This is a genomic window from Testudinibacter sp. P80/BLE/0925, assembly GCF_053570785.1.
The window spans coordinates 2,494,390-2,515,995 of sequence record NZ_CM131636.1; the positions used below are offsets into that span (position 1 = coordinate 2,494,390).

At 46.6% G+C, this 21,606-nt stretch carries 14 protein-coding genes; 5 read left to right on the forward strand and 9 right to left on the reverse strand.

The genetic code is table 11. The features are described 5' to 3' along the window. Positions 1-76 precede the first annotated feature (76 nt). The 4 genes from ACWA5Z_RS12050 to ACWA5Z_RS12065 form a co-directional block, all read right to left on the reverse strand. Positions 77-9,571 (reverse strand): hypothetical protein, encoded by a 9,495-nt coding sequence (locus ACWA5Z_RS12050; RefSeq protein ID WP_431052696.1) that lies wholly within the window; start codon positions 9,569-9,571, stop codon positions 77-79. A gap of 79 nt (positions 9,572-9,650) precedes the next feature. After that, positions 9,651-10,556, reverse strand: a complete 906-nt coding sequence (locus ACWA5Z_RS12055) for an OmpA family protein (RefSeq protein WP_431052697.1) — start codon at positions 10,554-10,556, stop codon at positions 9,651-9,653. 380 nt (positions 10,557-10,936) lie between these two features. Next, a complete protein-coding gene (gene purU / locus ACWA5Z_RS12060) occupies positions 10,937-11,773 on the reverse strand; it encodes a formyltetrahydrofolate deformylase (protein ID WP_431052699.1) in 837 nt (278 codons plus the stop codon). Between the two features lie 74 nt (positions 11,774-11,847). Then, on the reverse strand, positions 11,848-12,255 hold the full coding sequence (locus ACWA5Z_RS12065; RefSeq protein ID WP_431052701.1) for an H-NS family histone-like protein: 408 nt from the start codon (positions 12,253-12,255) through the stop codon (positions 11,848-11,850). Positions 12,256-12,529: 274 nt separating this feature from the next. Between ACWA5Z_RS12065 and ACWA5Z_RS12070 the strand changes: the two genes are divergently transcribed. The 3 genes from ACWA5Z_RS12070 (at position 12,530) to ilvN (ending at position 16,514) form a co-directional block, all read left to right on the forward strand. Next, complete coding sequence (locus ACWA5Z_RS12070) at positions 12,530-14,065, forward strand: Na+/H+ antiporter NhaC family protein (protein ID WP_431052703.1); 1,536 nt, start codon at positions 12,530-12,532, stop codon at positions 14,063-14,065. Positions 14,066-14,304: 239 nt separating this feature from the next. Continuing rightward, entirely contained in the window at positions 14,305-16,023 is a 1,719-nt protein-coding gene (locus tag ACWA5Z_RS12075; RefSeq protein WP_431052705.1) for an acetolactate synthase 3 large subunit, read from the forward strand. Next, positions 16,023-16,514 (forward strand): acetolactate synthase small subunit, encoded by a 492-nt coding sequence (gene ilvN, locus ACWA5Z_RS12080; RefSeq protein ID WP_431052707.1) that lies wholly within the window; start codon positions 16,023-16,025, stop codon positions 16,512-16,514. The genes ACWA5Z_RS12075 and ilvN overlap by 1 nt, the downstream gene beginning before the upstream one ends. Positions 16,515-16,674: 160 nt before the next feature. Here the strand turns inward: ilvN and ACWA5Z_RS12085 are convergent, their stop codons facing one another. The 4 genes from ACWA5Z_RS12085 to ACWA5Z_RS12100 all read right to left on the reverse strand — a co-directional run bounded on the left by ACWA5Z_RS12085 (position 16,675) and on the right by ACWA5Z_RS12100 (position 19,241). Beyond that, positions 16,675-17,031, reverse strand: coding sequence for an endonuclease domain-containing protein (locus ACWA5Z_RS12085; RefSeq protein WP_431052709.1), 357 nt, complete (start codon positions 17,029-17,031; stop codon positions 16,675-16,677). 331 nt (positions 17,032-17,362) lie between these two features. Continuing rightward, positions 17,363-18,349 carry a porin gene (locus ACWA5Z_RS12090; protein ID WP_449343186.1) on the reverse strand — a complete coding sequence of 329 codons (987 nt, stop codon included), beginning with the start codon at positions 18,347-18,349 and terminating at the stop codon, positions 17,363-17,365. A gap of 539 nt (positions 18,350-18,888) precedes the next feature. Then, the gene (locus tag ACWA5Z_RS12095; RefSeq protein WP_431052713.1) at positions 18,889-19,011 is read right to left on the reverse strand and encodes a hypothetical protein; all 123 of its coding nucleotides are present in this window, start codon (positions 19,009-19,011) and stop codon (positions 18,889-18,891) included. Continuing rightward, entirely contained in the window at positions 19,011-19,241 is a 231-nt protein-coding gene (locus ACWA5Z_RS12100) for a hypothetical protein (RefSeq protein WP_431052715.1), read from the reverse strand. Before ACWA5Z_RS12100 ends, ACWA5Z_RS12095 begins: the two co-directional genes overlap by 1 nt. 124 nt (positions 19,242-19,365) lie before the next feature. Here ACWA5Z_RS12100 and priC point away from each other — a divergent pair, with 124 nt between their 5' ends. Then, a complete protein-coding gene (priC, locus tag ACWA5Z_RS12105) occupies positions 19,366-19,929 on the forward strand; it encodes a primosomal replication protein PriC (RefSeq protein WP_431052717.1) in 564 nt (187 codons plus the stop codon). A 122-nt stretch (positions 19,930-20,051) separates the two neighbouring features. Then, positions 20,052-20,321, forward strand: a complete 270-nt coding sequence (locus ACWA5Z_RS12110) for a hypothetical protein (RefSeq protein WP_431052719.1) — start codon at positions 20,052-20,054, stop codon at positions 20,319-20,321. A 158-nt stretch (positions 20,322-20,479) separates the two neighbouring features. Here the strand turns inward: ACWA5Z_RS12110 and tyrA are convergent, their stop codons facing one another. Further along, positions 20,480-21,604: a bifunctional chorismate mutase/prephenate dehydrogenase gene (tyrA, locus tag ACWA5Z_RS12115; protein WP_431052721.1), complete on the reverse strand. Its 1,125-nt coding sequence runs from the start codon at positions 21,602-21,604 to the stop codon at positions 20,480-20,482. Between the last annotated feature and the right edge of the window lie 2 nt (positions 21,605-21,606).

Below are 21,606 nucleotides of genomic sequence, written 5' to 3' on the forward strand. Positions count from 1 at the left end.
CCCCGTCAACAAGTTGACAGGGTGTTTGAGTTTGATAAACCGCACTTTGGGAAAAGTGCGGGTTCCTTAGGGGTTATTACAACACATTAACCGTGCTTTGAATGTACAACTCGATGCTCGGGTTGGAGCTTTCTGTCCACACGGTATAGCCTTGGTTTTCACCGGTACCTTGTTTCGATGTCCAGTTACCCAACTGCGGTGTGCTAGACGTGGTATCGCTTGTCCAGTTGTTGTCACCTAAATCAACAAAGTCTGACGAACCACCGGTGATGTAGATTTTGGTTGGTGCGCCTGCATAAACCAAATCACTCAAGGTAATATCCAAGTGGGTGTTGGAATCATTCAGGTCAATCACTTCAAAGCCTTTCACCTTGGTCATGTCGATCTCGGTTTTTCCACCTGCACCAGTAAAACGCAAGATGTCTTTGCCGGCACCACCATTCACCTCAGCATTGTCTCTGAATGCCGCACCTGTACCGCCAATAGTCAGGATATCATCACCGGCACCCAAATCAACCTTATTGTTGCCCTCGATATAACCACCGACCGTCATGGTGTCGTTGCCGCTACCGGTAATCACGCTTTGCGCCGATGCGGTAGTGGACATATAACCACCGATGGAGATGGTGTTGTCACCATCGCCGAGGTTGATCACATTGCCATTAGAGGTTGCAGCGGAATCCAAGTTGCTGCCGATAATCAAGGTATCGTTACCTGCACCGGCGGTCATGCCTTTAGTGCCTGACCACCAACCTTCGATATAAACCGTATTATCGCCTTCACCCAAATTAAATTCAATCATCTGGGTATTAACCGTTGTACCGACGTTACCTTTAACATGAATCAAATCATCGCCGCTACCGGTGGTAATTGCTGCGGGACCGGATATAGCTCTGAAATCACCATTAATGGCTACGGTATTGTTACCATCTCCCAGATTCATACTGCTTCCACTTGCCAAACGTGCGGTAATACCATTCAAGCCACTTTGAGTACCGTAGCCGATGCTGACGTAATCATCACCTGAGCCTGCAGTGAAGTTGAAACCGGTATCTAAGTTGTCACCGATAGTCAAACGGTTGTTGCCTTCGCCCATTTTCACCACCAACGGGTTACCTACAGCGCCACCACCAACAGTGAAGATGTCATCACCTGCACCTAAGTCGATATCGTAAGCGCCGTAAGCCATGTTACCTTTAATTTCAAACTTATCGTTGCCATCGCCCATTTCGATATTAACATCAGACAACAAGCTACCATTGACGCGCAAGTAGTCATTACCGCCAGCCATATCAATTACTGTTTTACCATTGGTTTGCTGAGAGAAAATGCCTTGGTTACCCAAATCATTGACGCTTCCACCGGCAAGAATTACATAATCATTGCCATCGTCCATCAACAGCCCCTGTGCACTTTCACGCTGCAACAGAATTGTGCTGTCCATAGTTGCAGTAGTAATACCTACTTCGGTATTCATATTGACATACAGACGCGGGAAGTTGTGCAGGCTGGCAGTTTCCACGTTACCGGCTTGGTCAATGACCGTGATCTCTGCACCATCAACAGTTTTGTTGTTCCAACCACTCAAAGTCAGGGTGTATGCGCCATTCTCATCAGCAGTTGTTTCAGTTGTTACATAGCTGTTGTTGTTGGTGCTGCTCAAGTAAGTCACACGGATTGTCGCTCCCGGCTCAGTCGTGCCGCTGAAAGTACGGTTGCTGCCGCTTACAGTAACATTATCGACTGTCAATGCTTCAACCATGGTATCGAGCTTAATGTGGTGTTCTTGGATAACCGTTTCGGTTTGCTCTCCGTCAACCACGCCTTTCACGACTGCGCGATACAGGTACTCTTGACCATAGGTTTGACCCAATTGATCATCAGCAACGACATATTGGGTGTCCGAACCATCTACTTTTACCACAGTCACTTCAGTTTCCGATCTGATCGGTGACACACCTGCCAGAGAATCATCGTAGGTATAGCGGTAAACCACCAAAGATTCTCCGTCTTGCAAGGCGCGATCCAACGTGATAGCGACTGTCGGAGTGTCATCATTGGTCAAGCCTGTTGCCAAGCTGCTGAATGTGCCGGTGGTGTTGTTGCCGATTTCACCGGTTTTGCCGTTGGTGTTATACACACCGCTATCAATCAGTGCTTGCAAGCCTGCATAATCATCGGTCAGGTTGTCACCAAAGCTGATGCTGGCTTCAGGGAACGCTTTTTCAATGATTACGCTGCCTGTGCCGTCCAAAGAGCGGTTGCCTGCTTTATCTTGTACATAAGCCGTCACTTCAATCTCGCTGATGTCGGCTGTCGGCACATCAATGCTGACTGAACCTGCCGCCAACAAGGTATCCGTAATGGTAATTTCTCTATCCTCACCATTAATGGTGACATATAGAATATCGCCAACTTCGGTATTAACCGGCAATGTGATTTTCACCGGTGTGCTGTTGTCAGCACCGATTTCGCTTACACTTAACACACCATTGCCCAGAATTTGTTCGCCATTTTCATCAAACAGTGGCGCACCTTCTGCGTTATACATCTTGGTGGTGTCTTCAGGGAAGCTGATCACCGGACCGGTATCGGCTTTACCGTCATTATCGGTATCGCCCGGAACAGTGGTATCTGCATTCGGTCCTGCGATGCCTGTACCTTCGTCAGACTTGTTGTTGCCTTCACTGTTGGTCGCTGTCACGGTGCTACCGTCTTGAACTGCGCGTTCAGAGATGGTCACCACGCCGGTTTCAGGATCAACACTGACACCTGTCGGCAAGGTAGTGCCGGTTTCCGGTGCCCATTTGCCTTCTGAATCTTTCACCACCGCAACAGTTTGAGTTTCATCGTTTTCATCAACAAACTCGATGTCCAAACGGTCAGCTTCCTCATTTGGCGTTACCGTTACCGAACCATTGGTCTTGCTCGGGGTTACGGTCGGTGCGTCCGGTGCTTTATCGTCACCTGCTGTGGCTTTGCCTTCTTCAGACGTGTTGTTGCCTGCGTCGGTATTAGTCGCGGTTACTTCGCTGCCGTCTTGGACTGCATCTTGACCGATGGTCACGACACCTGTATTCGGATTCACGCTGACGCCGTCCGGCAAGGTGGTGCCGGTTTCCGGTGCCCAAGTGTTGGTGTCCGGATCTTTCACCACGGTCACGGTTTGGGTTTTGCCGTCTTCGTCAACGTAGCTGATCTCGGTTTTCACTGCATCAGTCGCAGGCGTTACTGTCACGCTGCCGTCTTCGGTGCTTGGTGTTACAGTCGGTGCATTCGGTGCTTTGTCTTGACCTGCCGTGCCTTTGCCTTCTTCCGACGTGTTGTTGCCTGCGTCGGTGTTGGTCGCGGTTACGGTGCTGCCGTCTTGGACTGCATCTTGACCGATGGTCACGACACCTGTGGTTTCGTCAACGGTGACGCCGTCCGGCAAGGTGGTGCCGGTTTCCGGTGCCCAAGTGTTGGTTTCCGGATCTTTCACCACGGTCACGGTTTGGGTTACGCCGTCTTCGTCTGTGTAAGTGATGTCTAACTGCTCTGCATCGTCCACAGGCGTTACTGTTACGCTGCCGTCTTCGGTGCTCGGGGTCACGGTCGGTGCATTCGGTGCTTTGTCTTCACCTGCCGTGCCCACACCTTGCGATGTGTTATTCGCAGCATCCGTACTGATTGCTGTCACGGTGCTACCGTCTTGTACTGCATCTTGACCGATAGTCACTACGCCAGTAGTTGAATCTAACGTAACGCCTGTTGGCAAGGCTTTATCACCACCATTTTCATCAACTGATTTCCATTGCCCATCTTCACCTTTCACAATTGTGATGGTTTGGTCTGCTCCGGTTTCATCTTTATAGGTGACCACTACTTTCGTTGCATCCATGGTTTCACCATCTGCAACCGGTTTCACTACCACGCTACCGTCGGTTGTGCTTGGTTCTACGCTTGGATTCGCCAATGTGATGTCAACAATCGCTTCATCGCTCACTTCTACTGGAGTAGCTACGGCATTGCCATACGCATTTTCGGTGATGCTCGCTGTCACGGTCAATGTTTCGCCGTCTGCCGGAATTGCTACATCGGTAAACACGACTTGACCAGCGTCAATCTCAGCTTGAGTAATGGTTTTAGTTTGTGGCGTACCATTCACATCCAAGGTAACGACTTCACCCAATGTCGGATTGTTTAGCTTCACGGTCACACTGGTTGTTGCGCCTGCGGTGCCGCTTGCCGCCTCTGATTCAGTTTTATTGATATAGCCATCATTGTTCGTATCGGCATCAATAGTGACTTCACTCACTTCCGTGTGCGCTTCAATATCGCTATCTGCATCACTGTCGCTGTCAGAGTCGGAATCACTGTCGCTGTCAGAATCGGAGTCTGAATCACTATCGGAATCTGAATCACTGTCGGAGTCTGAGTCGCTGTCGCTATCGGAATCTGAGTCGCTATCACTATCGGAGTCGGAATCGCTGTCGCTATCGGAATCTGAGTCGCTATCACTATCGGAATCTGAGTCGCTGTCGCTATCGGAGTCTGAGTCGCTGTCGCTATCGGAATCTGAGTCGCTATCACTATCGGAATCTGAATCACTGTCGGAGTCTGAGTCACTATCGGAGTCTGAGTCGCTGTCGCTATCGGAATCTGAGTCGCTATCACTATCGGAATCTGAATCACTATCGGAATCTGAATCACTGTCGGAGTCTGAGTCACTATCGGAGTCTGAGTCGCTGTCGCTATCGGAATCTGAATCACTGTCGGAGTCTGAGTCACTATCGGAGTCTGAGTCGCTATCACTATCGGAATCTGAGTCGCTATCACTATCGGAATCTGAATCACTATCGGAATCTGAATCACTGTCGGAGTCTGAGTCACTATCGGAGTCTGAGTCGCTGTCGCTATCGGAATCTGAGTCGCTATCACTATCGGAGTCGGAATCGCTATCGCTATCGGAATCTGAGTCGCTATCACTATCGGAATCTGAGTCGCTGTCGCTATCGGAGTCTGAGTCGCTGTCGCTATCGGAATCTGAGTCGCTATCACTATCGGAGTCGGAATCGCTGTCGCTATCGGAATCTGAGTCGCTATCACTATCGGAGTCGGAATCGCTGTCGCTATCGGAATCTGAATCACTGTCGGAGTCTGAATCACTGTCGGAGTCTGAGTCGCTGTCGGAGTCTGAGTCTGAATCGCTGTCAGAGTCGGCATCTGCGTCACTATCATCATTGCCTAATACAATCGCTGTTGCTGGATCACTTGTATTATCCGCAGCATCAGTATTGGTTGCAGTGACTTCGGTGCCACTTTGGATCGCTTCGTCTGGAATATTGATCGCACCAGTAGTCGGATCCACGCTGACGCCGTCCGGTAAGGTGCTGCCGTCTTGCGGCGTCCAGTTGCCGTTGTCGTCTTTAACCACGACGACCGTAACCGGTTTGCCGTCTTCATCGGTATAAGTCACTTTGGTTTCCGTCGCGTCGTCCGCCGGGGTCACCACTACACTGCCGTCCTCTTTGGCGTCGATAGTCGGTGGATTTGGGGCGTCGGTATCAAGTGCGGTTGCCGTTGCCGGTGCGCTTTCGTTACCTGCCGTATCGCTGTTGGTTGCGGTCACTTCAGTGCCGCCCTTGATGGCTTTATCAGGAATAGTGATCACGCCGCTGGTCGGATCCACGCTGACGCCGTCCGGTAACTCAGTACCGTCTTTCGGTGTCCATTCGCCGCTATCCGGATCTTTCACCGCGACAACGGTTTGGGTTTTGCCGTCTTCATCGGTATAAGTCACTTTGGTTTCCGTCGCGTCGTCCGCCGGGGTCACCACTACACTGCCGTCCTCTTTGGCGTCAATGGTCGGTGGATTTGGGGCGTCGGTATCAAGTGCGGTTGCCGTTGCCGGTGCGCTTTCGTTGCCCGCCGTATCGCTGTTGGTTGCGGTCACTTCAGTGCCGCCCTTGATAGCTTTATCAGGAATAGTGATCACGCCGCTGGTCGGATCCACGCTGACGCCGTCCGGTAAGGTGCTGCCGTCTTGCGGCGCCCAGTTGCCGTTGTCGTCTTTAACCACGACGACCGTAACCGGTTTGCCGTCTTCATCGGTATAAGTCACTTTGGTTTCCGTCGCGTCGTCCGCCGGGGTCACCACTACACTGCCGTCCTCTTTGGCGTCGATAGCCGGTGGATTTGGGGCGTCGGTATCAAGTGCGGTTGCCGTTGCCGGTTCGCTTTCGTTCCCTGCCGTATCGCTGTTGGTTGCGGTCACTTCAGTGCCGCCTTCAATTGCGTCCGCCGGAATGGTGATCACGCCGCTGGTCGGATCCACGCTGACGCCGTCCGGTAACTCAGTACCGTCTTTCGGTGTCCATTCGCCGCTATCCGGATCTTTCACCACGACAACGGTTTGGGTTTTGCCGTCTTCATCGGTATAAGTCACTTTGGTTTCCGTTGCGTCGTCCGCCGGGGTCACCACTACACTGCCGTCCTCTTTGGCGTCGATAGTCGGTGGATTCGGGGCGTCGGTATCAACTGCGGTTGCCGTTGCCGGTTCGCTTTCGTTGCCCGCCGCATCGCTGTTGGTTGCGGTCACTTCAGTGCCGCCCTTGATGGCTTCATCAGGAATAGTGATCACACCTGTGGTCGGATCCACGCTGACGCCGTCCGGTAAGGTGCTGCCGTCTTGCGGCGCCCAGTTGCCGTTGTCGTCTTTCACCACGACAACGGTTTGGGTTTTGCCGTCTTCATCGGTATAAGTCACTTTGGTTTCCGTCGCGTCGTCCGCCGGGGTCACCACTACACTGCCGTCCTCTTTGGCGTCGATAGCCGGTGGATTTGGGGCGTCGGTATCAAGTGCGGTTGCCGTTGCCGGTGCGCTTTCGTTCCCTGCCGTATCGCTGTTGGTTGCGCTGACTTCAGTGCCGCCCTTGATGGCTTCATCAGGAATAGTGATCGCACCTGTAGTCGGATCAACGCTGACGCCGTCCGGTAACTCAGTACCGTCTTTCGGCGCCCAATTGCCGTTGTCATCTTTCACCACGACAACGGTTTGGGTTTTGCCGTCTTCATCGGTATAAGTCACTTTGGTTTCCGTCGCGTCGTCCGCCGGGGTCACCACTACACTGCCGTCCTCTTTGGCGTCAATGGTCGGTGGATTTGGGGCGTCGGTATCAACTGCGGTTGCCGTTGCCGGTTCGCTTTCGTTGCCCGCCGCATCGCTGTTGGTTGCGGTCACTTCAGTGCCGCCCTTGATGGCTTCATCAGGAATAGTGATCACACCTGTGGTCGGATCCACGCTGACGCCGTCCGGTAAGGTGCTGCCGTCTTGCGGCGCCCAGTTGCCGTTGTCGTCTTTAACCACGACGACCGTAACCGGTTTGCCGTCTTCATCGGTATAAGTCACTTTGGTTTCCGTCGCGTCGTCCGCCGGGGTCACCACTACACTGCCGTCCTCTTTGGCGTCGATAGCCGGTGGATTTGGGGCGTCGGTATCAAGTGCGGTTGCCGTTGCCGGTGCGCTTTCGTTCCCTGCCGTATCGCTGTTGGTTGCGCTGACTTCAGTGCCGCCCTTGATGGCTTCATCAGGAATAGTGATCGCACCTGTAGTCGGATCAACGCTGACGCCGTCCGGTAAGGTGCTGCCGTCTTGCGGCGCCCAGTTGCCGTTGTCGTCTTTCACCACGACAACGGTTTGGGTTTTGCCGTCTTCATCGGTATAAGTCACTTTGGTTTCCGTTGCGTCGTCCGCCGGGGTCACCACTACACTGCCGTCCTCTTTGGCGTCAATGGTCGGTGGATTTGGGGCGTCGGTATCAAGTGCGGTTGCCGTTGCCGGTGCGCTTTCGTTCCCCGCCGTATCGCTGTTGGTTGCGGTCACTTCAGTGCCGCCCTTGATGGCTTCATCAGGAATAGTGATCGCACCTGTAGTCGGATCAACGCTGACGCCGTCCGGTAAAGTGCTGCCGTCTTGCGGCGCCCAGTTGCCGTTGTCGTCTTTAACCACGACGACCGTAACCGGTTTGCCGTCTTCATCGGTATAAGTCACTTTGGTTTCCGTCGCGTCGTCCGCCGGGGTCACCACTACACTGCCGTCCTCTTTGGCGTCAATGGTCGGTGGATTTGGGGCGTCGGTATCAAGTGCGGTTGCCGTTGCCGGTGCGCTTTCGTTCCCCGCCGTATCGCTGTTGGTTGCGGTCACTTCAGTGCCGCCTTCAATTGCGTCCGCCGGAATGGTGATCACGCCGCTGGTCGGATCCACGCTGACGCCGTCCGGTAAGGTGCTGCCGTCTTGCGGCGCCCAGTTGCCGTTGTCGTCTTTAACCACGACGACCGTAACCGGTTTGCCGTCTTCATCGGTATAAGTCACTTTGGTTTCCGTCGCGTCGTCCGCCGGGGTCACCACTACACTGCCGTCCTCTTTGGCGTCGATAGCCGGTGGATTTGGGGCGTCGGTATCAAGTGCGGTTGCCGTTGCCGGTGCGCTTTCGTTCCCTGCCGTATCGCTGTTGGTTGCGGTCACTTCAGTGCCGCCCTTGATAGCTTTATCAGGAATAGTGATCACGCCGCTGGTCGGATCCACGCTGACGCCGTCCGGTAAAGTGCTGCCGTCTTGCGGCGTCCAGTTGCCGTTGTCGTCTTTAACCACGACGACCGTAACCGGTTTGCCGTCTTCATCGGTATAAGTCACTTTGGTTTCCGTCGCGTCGTCCGCCGGGGTCACCACTACACTGCCGTCCTCTTTGGCGTCGATAGTCGGTGGATTTGGGGCGTCGGTATCGACGGAAGTTTCGGTAGCCGTGCTGGTATTACCCGCTGCATCGCTGTTTTCAGCCGTGACATCGCTGCCGCCCTTGATGGCTTCATCAGGAATGGTGATCACACCTGCATCAGGATCGACTGTCACCCCCTCTGGCAATTCGCCTTTTGGCTCCCATTTGCCATTATCACCTTTGCTGGTTTCAACAGTTTGGGTTTTGCCGTCTTCATCGGTATAAATGACTTTGGCATTAGTGGCATCATCGGCAGGCGTTACGGTTACACTGCCGTCATCTTTGGCGTCAATGGCCGGTGGGTTTGGTGGTGTTGTATCCGAAGCAGAACCTTTGCCGCTACCACCACTGCCTGCGGCAATGGCAATTCCAGCTAAAGGAACTAATGCCAATAACCACCATGGGCTAAACACCCATAAGCCAGCGATTTCACTGCCACCCAGGGCTTGCGGTGCTGCCATTTGCTCGGCAAGCATACTCACCGCATCAATAGTTTGTCCTGACTCCGGAACATAAGCGTAAATGTTGCCGTTTTCATGTTGCCCAATCAGTAAATTGGTTACGGTTGCCGGATCTTCATCACCGTAATAATCTTCAATGATAATATCCGGAACTTGATCACCATTTTCCAATAAAATTTGCAGATCGTTACCGACGCGTTTGGCAATAATATTTTGAGGCCCTAAGCCAGTGGAATTATCAATTAATTGATAGTTTACTTCCGCTTGCGCCTGAATAACCAACGTCTCACCATTTATCACGTTATATGACGCGATTTCCGTTTTAGCATCTAATACTTTTAAAGTAGTTGACATATTTTCTATCCTAAATTAAAAAAATTAACTTTTTATTTACTGATCATTGTCTGATCAATATAGGGATTTATACTTAAATTTATTTTTGTCCGTAAACCACGATATCGACTCGACGGTTAGGTAAGTTACATTCGGTTTTAGCCGCTTTATTGTGGCGATATTCAATTGCACAATCTTTAACAACCAATTCATTCTCACCGGAGCCTATAGTTACGATAGGTAAGTCAGCACTTTCCGTTCTGAAGATGTTGCTGATCGTATCGGCGCGTTTTTCTGACAATCTTTGGTTATATGCTGCGGAACCTTCCGGATCAGTATGCCCATTAACCACAACTTTACTAATCAGTTGTTGATTAACATTTTTAATTTTCGTAACAAATTCTTGAACTTCGCTTCTTCCCGCCGGTAATAAATCGCTATAACCATGCTTATCTAACGGAAATGCGATCTGTGTATCGATCGTAGTCGCAAATAATGCATATTCATTGCTATTGCAGCTTTGCTGTTTTACACGGGAGAGGGTTTGGGTTTGTCGTTGTAATGCGGCAAGTTCATCTGTCGCGATAGACGGCTTCACAAATTCGAAAATTGGATTGCCATTTCTGACTTGTTTGACTTTAATGTAAGTAACATCTTGGCTTGGTGCGATAAATTTAATACCTTTAGTTCTATTGCCAGTTTCGTCATTACGGCTTAGCGAAGCACTAAAGAAATGTTGATCAGCACATAATGCAATCGTACTGAAACCGTTTTCTAACAATGAAGCTTGATAATCACCATTAATATAGATATTAACTGCTGGTGTAGCGATATGATCTTGGCGGTAAAACACCACTAGCCCTTGGTTTGAGGCTAAGTTTTGCGAGCTAACTGTTGCAGCGTCATTGTTAACCCATTTCTCTAGTGGCTGGTGTATGCCACCTTGGGGCAATGAACACGCATTCAGTGTCACTGCGGCAGCAAAAACTGCCAGATATTGTTTCATTAAAACCTCCATTTTCTTTAAAGAAAGCGCCAAAAAGTAATCCAATGCAAAGATTACAAATATATACAAACCAACTTGCGTTTTATAACATGCTGACATTACAAGAGCAAGAATAAGTTTTCAATTCTTTAACAACAGAAGATTTTAAATACAATCACGCGCAAAAAAATGCGTGGAGGGCGACATTAATTTACATAAATATCTCTTCATATGGTGTGACACCACCTTTTCAGAGAGTCTGTTTATTCTAATGCTAAGAAGATTATAAATTATTATAAATCAATTAGATGTGGTAAATTTGATATATTGTTAGACATATCGGGCAGTTAGCCCGACTAAATAGAACAACAAAAAAGAAATGCAATTGATGAGAGACAATTTTACAAAATAATCGTCTTATTTTCGTAAACAAAAATGCGGTCGTTAAGCGCCAGATCCAAGGCGCGAGTGAGGACGCTCTTTTCCACATCACGTCCGGCGCGCATCATGGCTTGCGCGTCATAGGTATGATCAACGTTAATCACATTTTGCATAATGATCGGACCTTGATCCAATTCGTTATTGATAAAATGTGCGGTTGCGCCAATGATTTTCACGCCGCGATCATACGCCTGTTGATATGGCTTGGCGCCGATAAATGCCGGTAAAAACGAGTGGTGGATATTAATCACGCGGTTCGGATAGCGTTCGACAAATTTCGGATTCAGCACGCGCATATATTTCGCCAATACGATTAAATCCGGTTGGTATTGATCAATTTGTTCGGCTAATTGTTGATCGTGCTGTTCGCGGCTTAAATTTTCATGGCTAACATAATGAAACGGAATATCAAAACGCTCCACCAAACTGCGGAGCGTATCATGATTGCCAATCACCGCCGCTATTTCAACATCCAAACCGCCATAGTAGTTTTTCATTAAAATATCGCCCAGACAATGCGCTTCTTTAGTGACTAAAATAACAATCCGCTTTTTTTGGCGCGTAATAATGCTGTGCTTGGCACCTGCCGGTAAAGCAAAATCCAATTCGGCAGACAAGACTTCATCATTAAAAATTCCCTGCAATTCACTGCGCATAAAAAAACGTTTGCCGCCATTATCGACAAACTCGCTGTTGTGGGTGATATTCAATTGATGTTTATAACAAATGTTGGTTATCTTCGCGACCAAACCTTTATCATCCGGGCATTCGGTCAATAAAATTTTATTTTCAATCATAAAATAGATTCTGTATAAATGAAAAAAATAAACCCATGCGGGTTTATTTTAAATGTTGAAATCAAATGTAAAAGTTAGATTTTAAAATCGTCTAGCGATTTTCCGCTATCTAATGCGTCTTGAATACTTTTCGGCGTTCTGCCTTGTCCGGTCCAGGTTTTTACTTGCCCTTTTTCATCGGTATATTGATATTTTGCCGGACGCGGGCTGCGTTTTTTACGTTCTGTTGCGACGGTATTGCTGAACAATAATGCCGCCAATTCTTCTTTGCTTAAACCGCTCTTTTCAAATTGTTCTTTCAGCGCCGCCACTTTTTCTTGGCGCTCCGCTTCTTGTTGTTCAATTTGCAACAACTCTTCTTTTTTCTCAACTATCACAGCAGAAAATTTCTCTGCAATATCTTCTAATTGCGCTAAAGAAAGATCTTTAGCCAAAACACGAACGCTACGTAAGTTGGATAATTTTTTAATCAAATCACTCATAATCGATCCTATGAAAATTTAGTTTAACAAAATTGATGAATATTTAACTAGAAATATAAAACAAAAAAAACAGATAATCAAATTATTTATCACCGACTCAAATTATAACCGACCAAATTTGATAAAATAAGGTTTGTTAATTTAATTTAGCTTGGTTTTTTTCGGGTATTATTGTAGTCTTTACGTTTGTTTCTTTCTTATTCTAATCTCTGTAGCATCCACGCTACAAAATGAAACTTTCGCATTCTTTTATATTGTTATATGGAATTTTTATATGGATTTTGTTGATTTTTCTAATTCATTTTGGTCAGTCATTCCGCCTTTGTTGGCGTTGTCTTTAGCGATTATAACCCGCAAAGTGCTATTATCACTCAGTGCCGGGATTATCGTTGGTGCTTTGATGTTAAGCGGCGGCAATGTGTTAAATGCGGCGAGTTATGTCGCAACCAGTGTATTTTCTCTCGTTTATAGCGACGGGGGATTAAATGCCGATTATACCAATATCATTATCTTTTTAATTTTACTTGGTATTTTAACCTCATTACTGACTATTTCCGGCAGTAATCGCGCTTTTGTCAATTGGGCTCAAAAACACATTAAGCAAAAACGCGGCGCAAAATTACTTACTGTTTTTCTCGGGGTTTTCATTTTTATTGATGACTATTTTAACAGCTTGGCGGTTGGCGCCATCGCTCGTCCTGTGACGGATAAATATAAAATATCACGGGCAAAATTAGCGTATTTATTGGATTCCACCGCTGCGCCAATGTGCGTGATTATGCCGATTTCCAGTTGGGGCGCTTATATTATCACCTTGGTCGGCGGTTTATTGGCGACCCATGCGATTACCGACTATTCGCCGATTGGTGCTTTTGTCACCATGATCGGGATGAATTTCTATGCGATTTTTGCGTTAGTCTTGGTGTTTATTGTGGCGATTTTTTCATTTGATATTGGACCAATGGCACATTTTGAACGCCAAGCCGAAAATGCAGCCGTACAAGAAGAGGACATTCAAAACGGCAAGTTAGGGCGGGTGCGGGATTTGGTGCTGCCGATTCTTGCCTTAATTATTGCGACCGTTGGCATGATGATCTACACCGGTGCGCAAGCCTTGGCAGCGGATCAATTGTCATTTTCAATTTTAGGCGCTTTTGAAAACACCGCCGTCGGCACTTCATTGGTTTTCGGTGGCGTTGTCGCACTGATCGTTGCCACCCTCTGCGCCTTAAGTTCCAAACAAATCTCATTGAAAGAATATATTGCCGCTTACGGTTTAGGGGCTAAATCGATGTTCGGCGCGATTTTAGTGCTATTCTTTGCTTGGACGATCAATACCATTGTCGGCGACATGCAAACCGGAAAATACCTCTCCAGCTTGATTGGCGATTCGATTTCGATCGGTTTCTTGCCGGTGCTGTTATTTGTTATCTCCGCAGTGATGGCATTTTCCACCGGCACCAGCTGGGGCACGTTCGGCATTATGCTGCCGATTGCCGCCTCAATTGCGGTCCATGCCGAACCGGCGCTGTTATTGCCTTGTCTCTCTGCGGTGATGGCAGGTGCGGTTTGCGGCGATCACTGCTCTCCGATTTCCGATACCACGATTCTCTCCTCCACCGGCGCAAGCTGTAACCACATCGACCATGTCACCACGCAATTGCCTTATGCGTTATTGGTCGCCGCGTCTTCCGCGGTTGGTTATCTGGTGCTTGGCTTTACCGAATCCGGTTTATTCGGATTCTTAGCCACCGGCATTATGATGCTTGGCTTAATTCTGTTGCTGAAAAAAAGCCAATCTAAAGTGTAAACCGCACTTTTTTGCAATAAGCAGATAATTTTTTGGATTTTATAAAATGCGATACATTATCGCATTTTTTTTATTTATTGTGAGTTTATTTTTATAAAATCCTGTTTATTTTAATTTTAAAGCATTTTAATCCTAAAAACTCTTTTGTCAGTGATAAAAAAACAGTAGACAAGCCAGATAAGTTGTCGTAAAAATAGACCATCTATTCAAAATACCATGCGATTAATTCTGGAGGAGTGATGAAAAAATTATCGGGTGCTGAAATTATTGTGCAGGCGATCCGTGATCAAGGCGTAAAATTCGTTTTTGGTTATCCGGGCGGCTCGGTGCTGGACATTTACGATGCGATTCAAACCCATGGCGGCATTGAACACGTTTTAGTACGCCATGAACAAGCCGCGGTGCACATGGCAGACGGCTATGCCCGTTCAACCGGCGAAGTCGGCTGTGTTTTAGTCACTTCCGGCCCGGGCGCCACCAATGCGATCACCGGCATTGCCACTGCTTATATGGATTCCGTGCCGTTAGTGGTGTTTTCCGGTCAGGTGCGCAGCGCCTTAATCGGCAGTGATGCCTTCCAAGAATGCGATATGATCGGGATTTCCCGCCCGGTGGTCAAACACAGCTTTTTGGTGAAACGGGTGGAAGATTTAGCCGCAACCATCAAAAAAGCTTTCTATCTTGCCGCAAGCGGTCGCCCGGGTCCGGTGGTGATTGACTTGCCGAAAGACATCGTCAACCCGGCGAATAAAATTCCTTATGTTTATCCGGAATCCATCACGTTGCGCTCTTATAATCCGAATATTCACGGGCATAAAGGACAAATCAAAAAAGCGCTGAAAGCGGTTTTAGTGGCGAAAAAGCCGGTGATGTTTATCGGCGGCGGCATTATCAATGCCAATTGCTCAGAACAAGCCACCGAATTCGCCAGAAAACTGAATTTGCCGGTCGTCAGCTCACTCATGGGCTTGGGCGGTTTTCCGGGCAGCGATAAACAATCGCTTGGCATGTTGGGCATGCACGGCACCTATGAAGCCAACAATGCCATGCATGAAAGCGATTTGATCCTTGCCGTTGGCGTACGTTTTGATGATCGCACCACCAACAACTTAGAAAAATACTGCCCGAATGCCAAGGTGATCCATATCGACATCGATCCGACCTCTATTTCCAAAAACGTCCATGCCTATATTCCGATTGTCGGCAGTGCCGATTTGGTATTGAATGAATTTTTATCTTTGCTCAGCGACGAAGAAACATTGAAATCACAAACCGCACTTGAGGATTGGTGGCAGCAAATCGAACAATGGCGAAGCCGCCAATGCTTGCGTTATGAGCATAGCGATCAAGTGATTAAGCCGCAACAAGCGGTTGAGGTGATCCACAAAATCACCCACGGGGACGCGTATATTGCCTCCGATGTCGGACAGCACCAAATGTTCGCCGCCCTGTATTATCCATTTGATAAGCCGCGCCGTTGGATCAACTCCGGCGGTCTCGGCACCATGGGCTTCGGCTTGCCGGCGGCGCTTGGCGTTAAAATGGCACACCCAGAGGCAACCGTGATTTGTATCACCGGCGACGGCAGTATTCAGATGAATATACAGGAGCTGTCAACCGCACAACAATATAATATTCCGGTCGTCATTATCAGCCTGAATAACCGTTTCTTAGGCATGGTGAAACAGTGGCAGGATATTATCTATGCCGGCCGCCACTCGCAGTCCTATATGAACTCCCTGCCTGATTTCGTTAAACTGGCGGAATCTTATGGGCATGTAGGGATTCAAATTAACCACCCTGACGAATTGGAAACCAAGTTACAACAGGCTTTTTCCATCAAAGACAAACTGGTCTTTGTTGATATTCTGGTCGATGAAACCGAACACGTTTACCCAATGCAAATTGCAGGCGGCGCCATGAACGATATGATTTTAAGCAAAACGGAGAGAACATAATGCGCAGAATTATTTCAGTCTTATTAGAAAACGAATCCGGTGCGTTATCACGGGTCATCGCCCTGTTTTCACAACGCGCATTTAACATCGAAAGCCTGACCGTTGCGCCGACAGACGATCCAACCCTGTCGCGCATGACAATCGAGGCGTTTGGTGAAGAAAAGGTATTAGAACAAATCGAAAAACAACTGCATAAATTGGTCGATGTGTTCAAAGTGATTAATTTAAGTGATTGCGAACACGTCGAGCGAGAAATCATGTTGCTCAAAGTGCGGGCGCACGGCAATGCGCGTGATGAGGTGAAACGTTTGGCGGATATTTACCGCGGACAAATCATCGACGTCACCCCGAAAAGCTATACCATTCAGCTTGCCGGCACCAAAGACAAACTCAATGCCTTCATCAGCTCGGTGAAACAAGAAAGCGACATTATCGAAGTCGTCCGCTCCGGCTTGATTAGCTTGTCTCGTGGTGAAAAGAATTGTTTGTAGTTTAATCTTTTCCGCCCTCCCTCCGTCCTTCGAACACCTCCCTCCGCATGCGGAGAGAGGGAAGTATCGTTTTATTTTGGTAACCGTAATTTTCTCTCCCTCCGCGTGCGGAGGGAGTACCATTTTTCTCAAGAAAAATGGGGAGGGAGGGGAAAACTTTTTATCCATCCACAAAATGCCAAATAATATCTAACACTGCCTCGATGTCCTTTAATATTTCATCATTCCAGAATCGAATAACCTTAAACCCTCGAGCTTCCAAATAATTCGTTCGGACTTGATCATATTGCCGTTGATTTTCATCACTATGTTGAGCGCCATCTAATTCAATAATTAAAGCAATATCAAAAGAAATAAAATCAACAATGTATTTACCAATAATTTTTTGTCGAAGGAATTTCACGCCGCCTAAGCGTCGCCGGCGTAAATGATACCAAAGGTTTTGTTCCGCTTCGGTCATGGTTGAACGAAGTTGTTTAGCATATTGACGCAGCATTAAATTTTCATTTTCTCTCATCTACTATTTTCCTTTTTTAAATAAAAAATAATAAGATTAGAAAAAATAAGATTAAGCGTTCGTATAAATATTTGCGATACCGATCGTAAATATTATCTTTTCTTTATACTTCCCTCCGTCCTGCGCCCCCCCTCCGCCTGCGGAGGGAGGGAATTTACTTTTACTTTCTCTCCCTCCGCGTACGGAGGGAAGGAATTTACTTTTTGGTAAGCTAAACTTTCTCTCCCTACGCCTGCGGAGGGGGAAGTTATTTTTGACATTTGATAAAGTACTTAAAAAACAAAAAGGTCGGCAAAAGCCGACCTTTGGAAGATATCTAATTATTTAACAATTAGAAGAATACACGTAAACCTACAGCAACTTTATTCTCTTTCTTGTTATCTTCACCTTCAACTTTAGTTCTGACATTCGCATACTCTACGAATGTAATAACATTTTTGTGCAATTTATAATCTGCACCAACAAGATAGGTGTGCACACGATCACTACCTTCTGACTCACGCTTCCACTGTCCGTAAACTGTTGATGGAGCTGCCAATTTATATTTTAAACCAACCAGATGGTAAGTGGTTTTATCTTGTTTTTCACCATTTTCAGTAGCTCGAGTTTGACCATAGTTATAAGCTACGCCGAAATCGCTAACTAGTAATTCTCCCGCTAAACGCCAGCTATCAGTCTTACTCGTTTTTTCAGTTGAGAGTCTATCCTGAGTATAGCCTGCATTCAGATTTAAGGTTGTGCCTTCAGCTAAACCAGCAGTATAGAATAACGCAGCACCATAACCATTTTTAGTATTACCAGTATTGCCTTTTGCTGCATTACCGAATAGGTAATCTAAACCAAAGCTAAAACCACTAAAGCTGTCTGAGCGGAATTTAACAGATTTATTAGATGCGCCGGTTACATTATTATTGCCACCGTACTCATAAGCGTAATCTCCTAATTGCACATCATCGCCATTAGTTAACTGACGACCAAATGTTAGAGTACCAACGCCATCTTGTTTAAAACCAGCATATAATGTTTTAGTAGTTACATTACCAAAAGAACTATCATCTTTTGCATCTGTTTTTTCTTCAAAACGTAATTCAACATTTGCTAATGCACTCAGTCCGCTACCTAGATCTTGAGAACCTTTAACTACTAAACGAGAACCTGCATTTTTCAAATCAACTTTTCTATCAGTTTCTTTATTCAAAAGTAAACGTAAAGAACCGCCCACTTCAACTTTAGAACCGTCTTGATCATAAACAACTGCTGCGTTTGCAGAAGTTGCGGCTACTGCTGCTACTGCTAAAGCTACTAATGTCTTTTTCATAATAGTTTGCCTTTTTACTTAAGTTTAAAGTTAATTTATTTATGTTCGCTAGTGCATAAATAAACGGAACTTAGATTGAACTTTCACTCAACAGCGTTGTCCAACCCTGTTTTTGATTTCCGAGGTCATACTGACAGAATCCATTTTCCCTGTCAAGCTTATGACCATTCAAAACAAAAAACAAAAAATCTTTTAATTTCAATTGGTTGCAATAAATGAATGCTTAGTCATGATTATTTCACATGGTTTATGCAAACTTCTTTGGAGCGATTTATTCATACTATTTTTATAGAGAAACATTTTATTTAATCATATCTTATTGTTTTATATTGAATTTTTATAACTAAAGAAAAGCTGCCTAAAGCTGCCAAACTTAAAATAACAAAGTTCAGATTTTTTATGTGACTCAGATCAAAGTTCTGCAATAAAGTCGGGAAACTATTGAAAATGCAATATGTTATTCAATACATTTGCTTACGGATTAAATAATCAAATGCGGTAGAATGTTTGATTCATACCGCACTGTATCGGCGTTTGCGCTATTTTTTATTTTGTTCGGGCTTATAGCCTTTTGGATAGGGATGTTTAGCAAGATAATTCATACCTATCGCAAAAATCAACCCAAGTAAGGCAAAAATGCCAAGTCCAATCGTCAGTTCCATTATTTGCCCTCCATGTTGGTTAAATGCTTTCGAATGAATCTTCCACCACATAAAAATGCGTATGCAGAAAATATCAATGAGATACCGTTGATGACTTTTAAAGAAATTACGCTACTATCCAGTAGCATAACAGGTACTGCCAATATTGCAACTTTGGCAATATCATCGCTCATTTTCGCCCATGCTTCTAACGTTGTGCGCTCTATCGGGCGTTGGATCAGGTTAAACATAGTATGTGCTTTCCTCCGGTTGTGTTAAAAGGAAGGCTAATCTAAAATAAAGCGCATTGCCACACACTGCCGAGCCACTTTTTTTACGATCCGGATCGCATAACAAAAAATAAGCCGAGGGTTTATGTCCGCCGCCAATGTTCAGCTATTAATGGAAAAAATCGAAAGTTACTTTCGGCAACTTTTGCCATACCAACAGCAGCCGATTTCCGCCAAGCTCGATTCGCGCTTATTTGCGACGGAAAATGAAACGGTGGGCGATTGTTTAACACAAATTCAGCAGACATTTTCCATTTTGAGGCAGGCAACGGAAGCGGAGCAAGTCGAGTTTTACACTGAAAAGTTATTGGCACAATATCACGCCCTGCTGGATATGCTGCAACCGACAGCCTCCGTTCAACCGCACTTTGCCGCTAATTTCACGCCCAAAGCAGCGACCAAGAAAAACAAACACCAAGTGCATGATTTGCCGCCCCAAGTGCGGTTGGAGAAATACTATCAATTTTTGCGCCAATTAAATGATTTAATCGCGCAACAGAACGACGCTATGCTGCAAGCGGAACCCTTGCAACAAGCCGCTTGGCTACAACGAATCCAACAAACTGAACAGCGTAAACAACGTTGCCAAGATGCAATTGATAATTTAGAAGAATATCTGCTATTTGTGGCAGAAAGGGACAATCTGTGAGCTTGTGTTTTTTTGATATTTACGATCCGGATCGCAAACATTTTTGTTCAGGCTGCTAATCAAGTCAAACTTACCTTACGCTTATTTTATCTTTTAACTCAATGATAAACCGGGGATAAAACATGAAAAGGCGTTACTCTCATTTCAAAAAGACAAATTGGTATTTACTGAAAAGACCGATAAAAAAAGAAACATCCGATTCATGGGCAAAGAACTTGGAAGATTTAGCCAAAGTTGCGCTGCTTGCGATACCTGTTGTACTATATGGGCAGTATAGTTGGTGGTTTAAGAGCATTAATCTGGTGTTATTGTCTTTCGCTACATATGGAATTTTATTATGCGGTAAAGAACTCAGAAAATATCAGGACAGCCTTTCACAGGAGGAAACATAATGGAAACAACGATTGTTTTGCTTATTCTTCTCGCCATGGTTATCGGTATGCTCCTTGCGATTAAAAGTGCGGTGCGAGATGCCATTAAAGAAGATGAAAAAAATGCGAAAAGTTAAAACATAAAGGCTACCAAGCGGTAGCCTTCTTTCATTGCCTTTTCAAAACTGTTTATAATCGTTCGCCTGTTGTAATAGCTGGCGGCTTTCTTTCATAAATAACGGTGAATAATCGCCAAACCAGTCACTGACTTGTTTAAATGCTTGGATGAATCCGGCACGATCATGTTGTTCAAAAAAACCTAACGCCTCTTCGTAACTTTGCTTCAATGATTCAATCACCGCTAAATTTTCCGGTTTATCTAAAATAATATCGGCATATAACTCCCCGTCTTGCGCAAATAAACGCCCGATCATTGCCAATTCCAACCGATAAATCGGTGAGGATAACGCCAATAATTGCGCCAATTCGACCGGCTGACGGGATAAATGCAAGCCGTTGGCAAAAGTGGCAAAGTGGCGCAAGGCTTGAATATAGGTCATATTTTTATCGTGTTCTGCCGGATCAGTGCGGTAAATCGTTGCCCCCCACAGCTGCATTTGCTGCAACAGCCATTCATAACGTTCCGGATAACGCCCGTCGCAACGTACAATCAGTTGTTTGGCAAAGCTTGCAATATCCGGTCCGAACATCGGGTGCAAGCCCAGCACCGCACCTTGGTGCACCTCCAGCATTTTTTCAACCGGCTGGCGTTTGACTGAGGTGAAATCGAGCAACAGCATATTTTCACGCAAGTGCGGTTGCAAGCGCTCGATGGTTTCTAAGGTGTTGCGAATCGGCACAGTGACAATCACCACATCGGCATTATGCAAAATCTGATCCGCATGTTGCCACTCGGCACGCCCCAAATTTTCCACCTGATAACCGGACAATTGGAAATAGCGTCCGAACAAGCTACCGAGTTTGCCCTTTCCGCCGACAATCACGATTTTTTTAATCGCCGGATTGACGGTTTTAAAACCGCTTTTATGCTCGTTTTGGTAAGATTCGCGCATAATTCGGCGCAACAGATCTTCGATTAAATCCGGCGAAATCCCCATTTTTTCCGCTTCTTGCCGCCGCGCCACCAACATTTCCGCCTCACGCTCCGGCACATACACCGGCAAGCCGTGTTGGTGTTTCACTTGTCCGACTTCTGCCACCAGTTGCAGACGTTTTTCCAATAATTTCAATAAATTGCGATCCAGCTGATCAATTTCATCACGCAAAGGTTGCAGCGGTTGCATGT

Coding starts and splice junctions, on each gene's coding strand:
- ACWA5Z_RS12050 (WP_431052696.1), bottom strand. CDS start 9,571: ATGTCAACTACTTTAAAAGTATTAGATGCTAAAACGGAAATCGCGTCA.
- ACWA5Z_RS12055 (WP_431052697.1), bottom strand. CDS start 10,556: ATGAAACAATATCTGGCAGTTTTTGCTGCCGCAGTGACACTGAATGCG.
- purU (WP_431052699.1), bottom strand. CDS start 11,773: ATGATTGAAAATAAAATTTTATTGACCGAATGCCCGGATGATAAAGGT.
- ACWA5Z_RS12065 (WP_431052701.1), bottom strand. CDS start 12,255: ATGAGTGATTTGATTAAAAAATTATCCAACTTACGTAGCGTTCGTGTT.
- ACWA5Z_RS12070 (WP_431052703.1), top strand. CDS start 12,530: ATGGATTTTGTTGATTTTTCTAATTCATTTTGGTCAGTCATTCCGCCT.
- ACWA5Z_RS12075 (WP_431052705.1), top strand. CDS start 14,305: ATGAAAAAATTATCGGGTGCTGAAATTATTGTGCAGGCGATCCGTGAT.
- ilvN (WP_431052707.1), top strand. CDS start 16,023: ATGCGCAGAATTATTTCAGTCTTATTAGAAAACGAATCCGGTGCGTTA.
- ACWA5Z_RS12085 (WP_431052709.1), bottom strand. CDS start 17,031: ATGAGAGAAAATGAAAATTTAATGCTGCGTCAATATGCTAAACAACTT.
- ACWA5Z_RS12090 (WP_449343186.1), bottom strand. CDS start 18,349: ATGAAAAAGACATTAGTAGCTTTAGCAGTAGCAGCAGTAGCCGCAACT.
- ACWA5Z_RS12095 (WP_431052713.1), bottom strand. CDS start 19,011: ATGGAACTGACGATTGGACTTGGCATTTTTGCCTTACTTGGGTTGATT.
- ACWA5Z_RS12100 (WP_431052715.1), bottom strand. CDS start 19,241: ATGTTTAACCTGATCCAACGCCCGATAGAGCGCACAACGTTAGAAGCA.
- priC (WP_431052717.1), top strand. CDS start 19,366: ATGTCCGCCGCCAATGTTCAGCTATTAATGGAAAAAATCGAAAGTTAC.
- ACWA5Z_RS12110 (WP_431052719.1), top strand. CDS start 20,052: ATGAAAAGGCGTTACTCTCATTTCAAAAAGACAAATTGGTATTTACTG.
- tyrA (WP_431052721.1), bottom strand. CDS start 21,604: ATGCAACCGCTGCAACCTTTGCGTGATGAAATTGATCAGCTGGATCGC.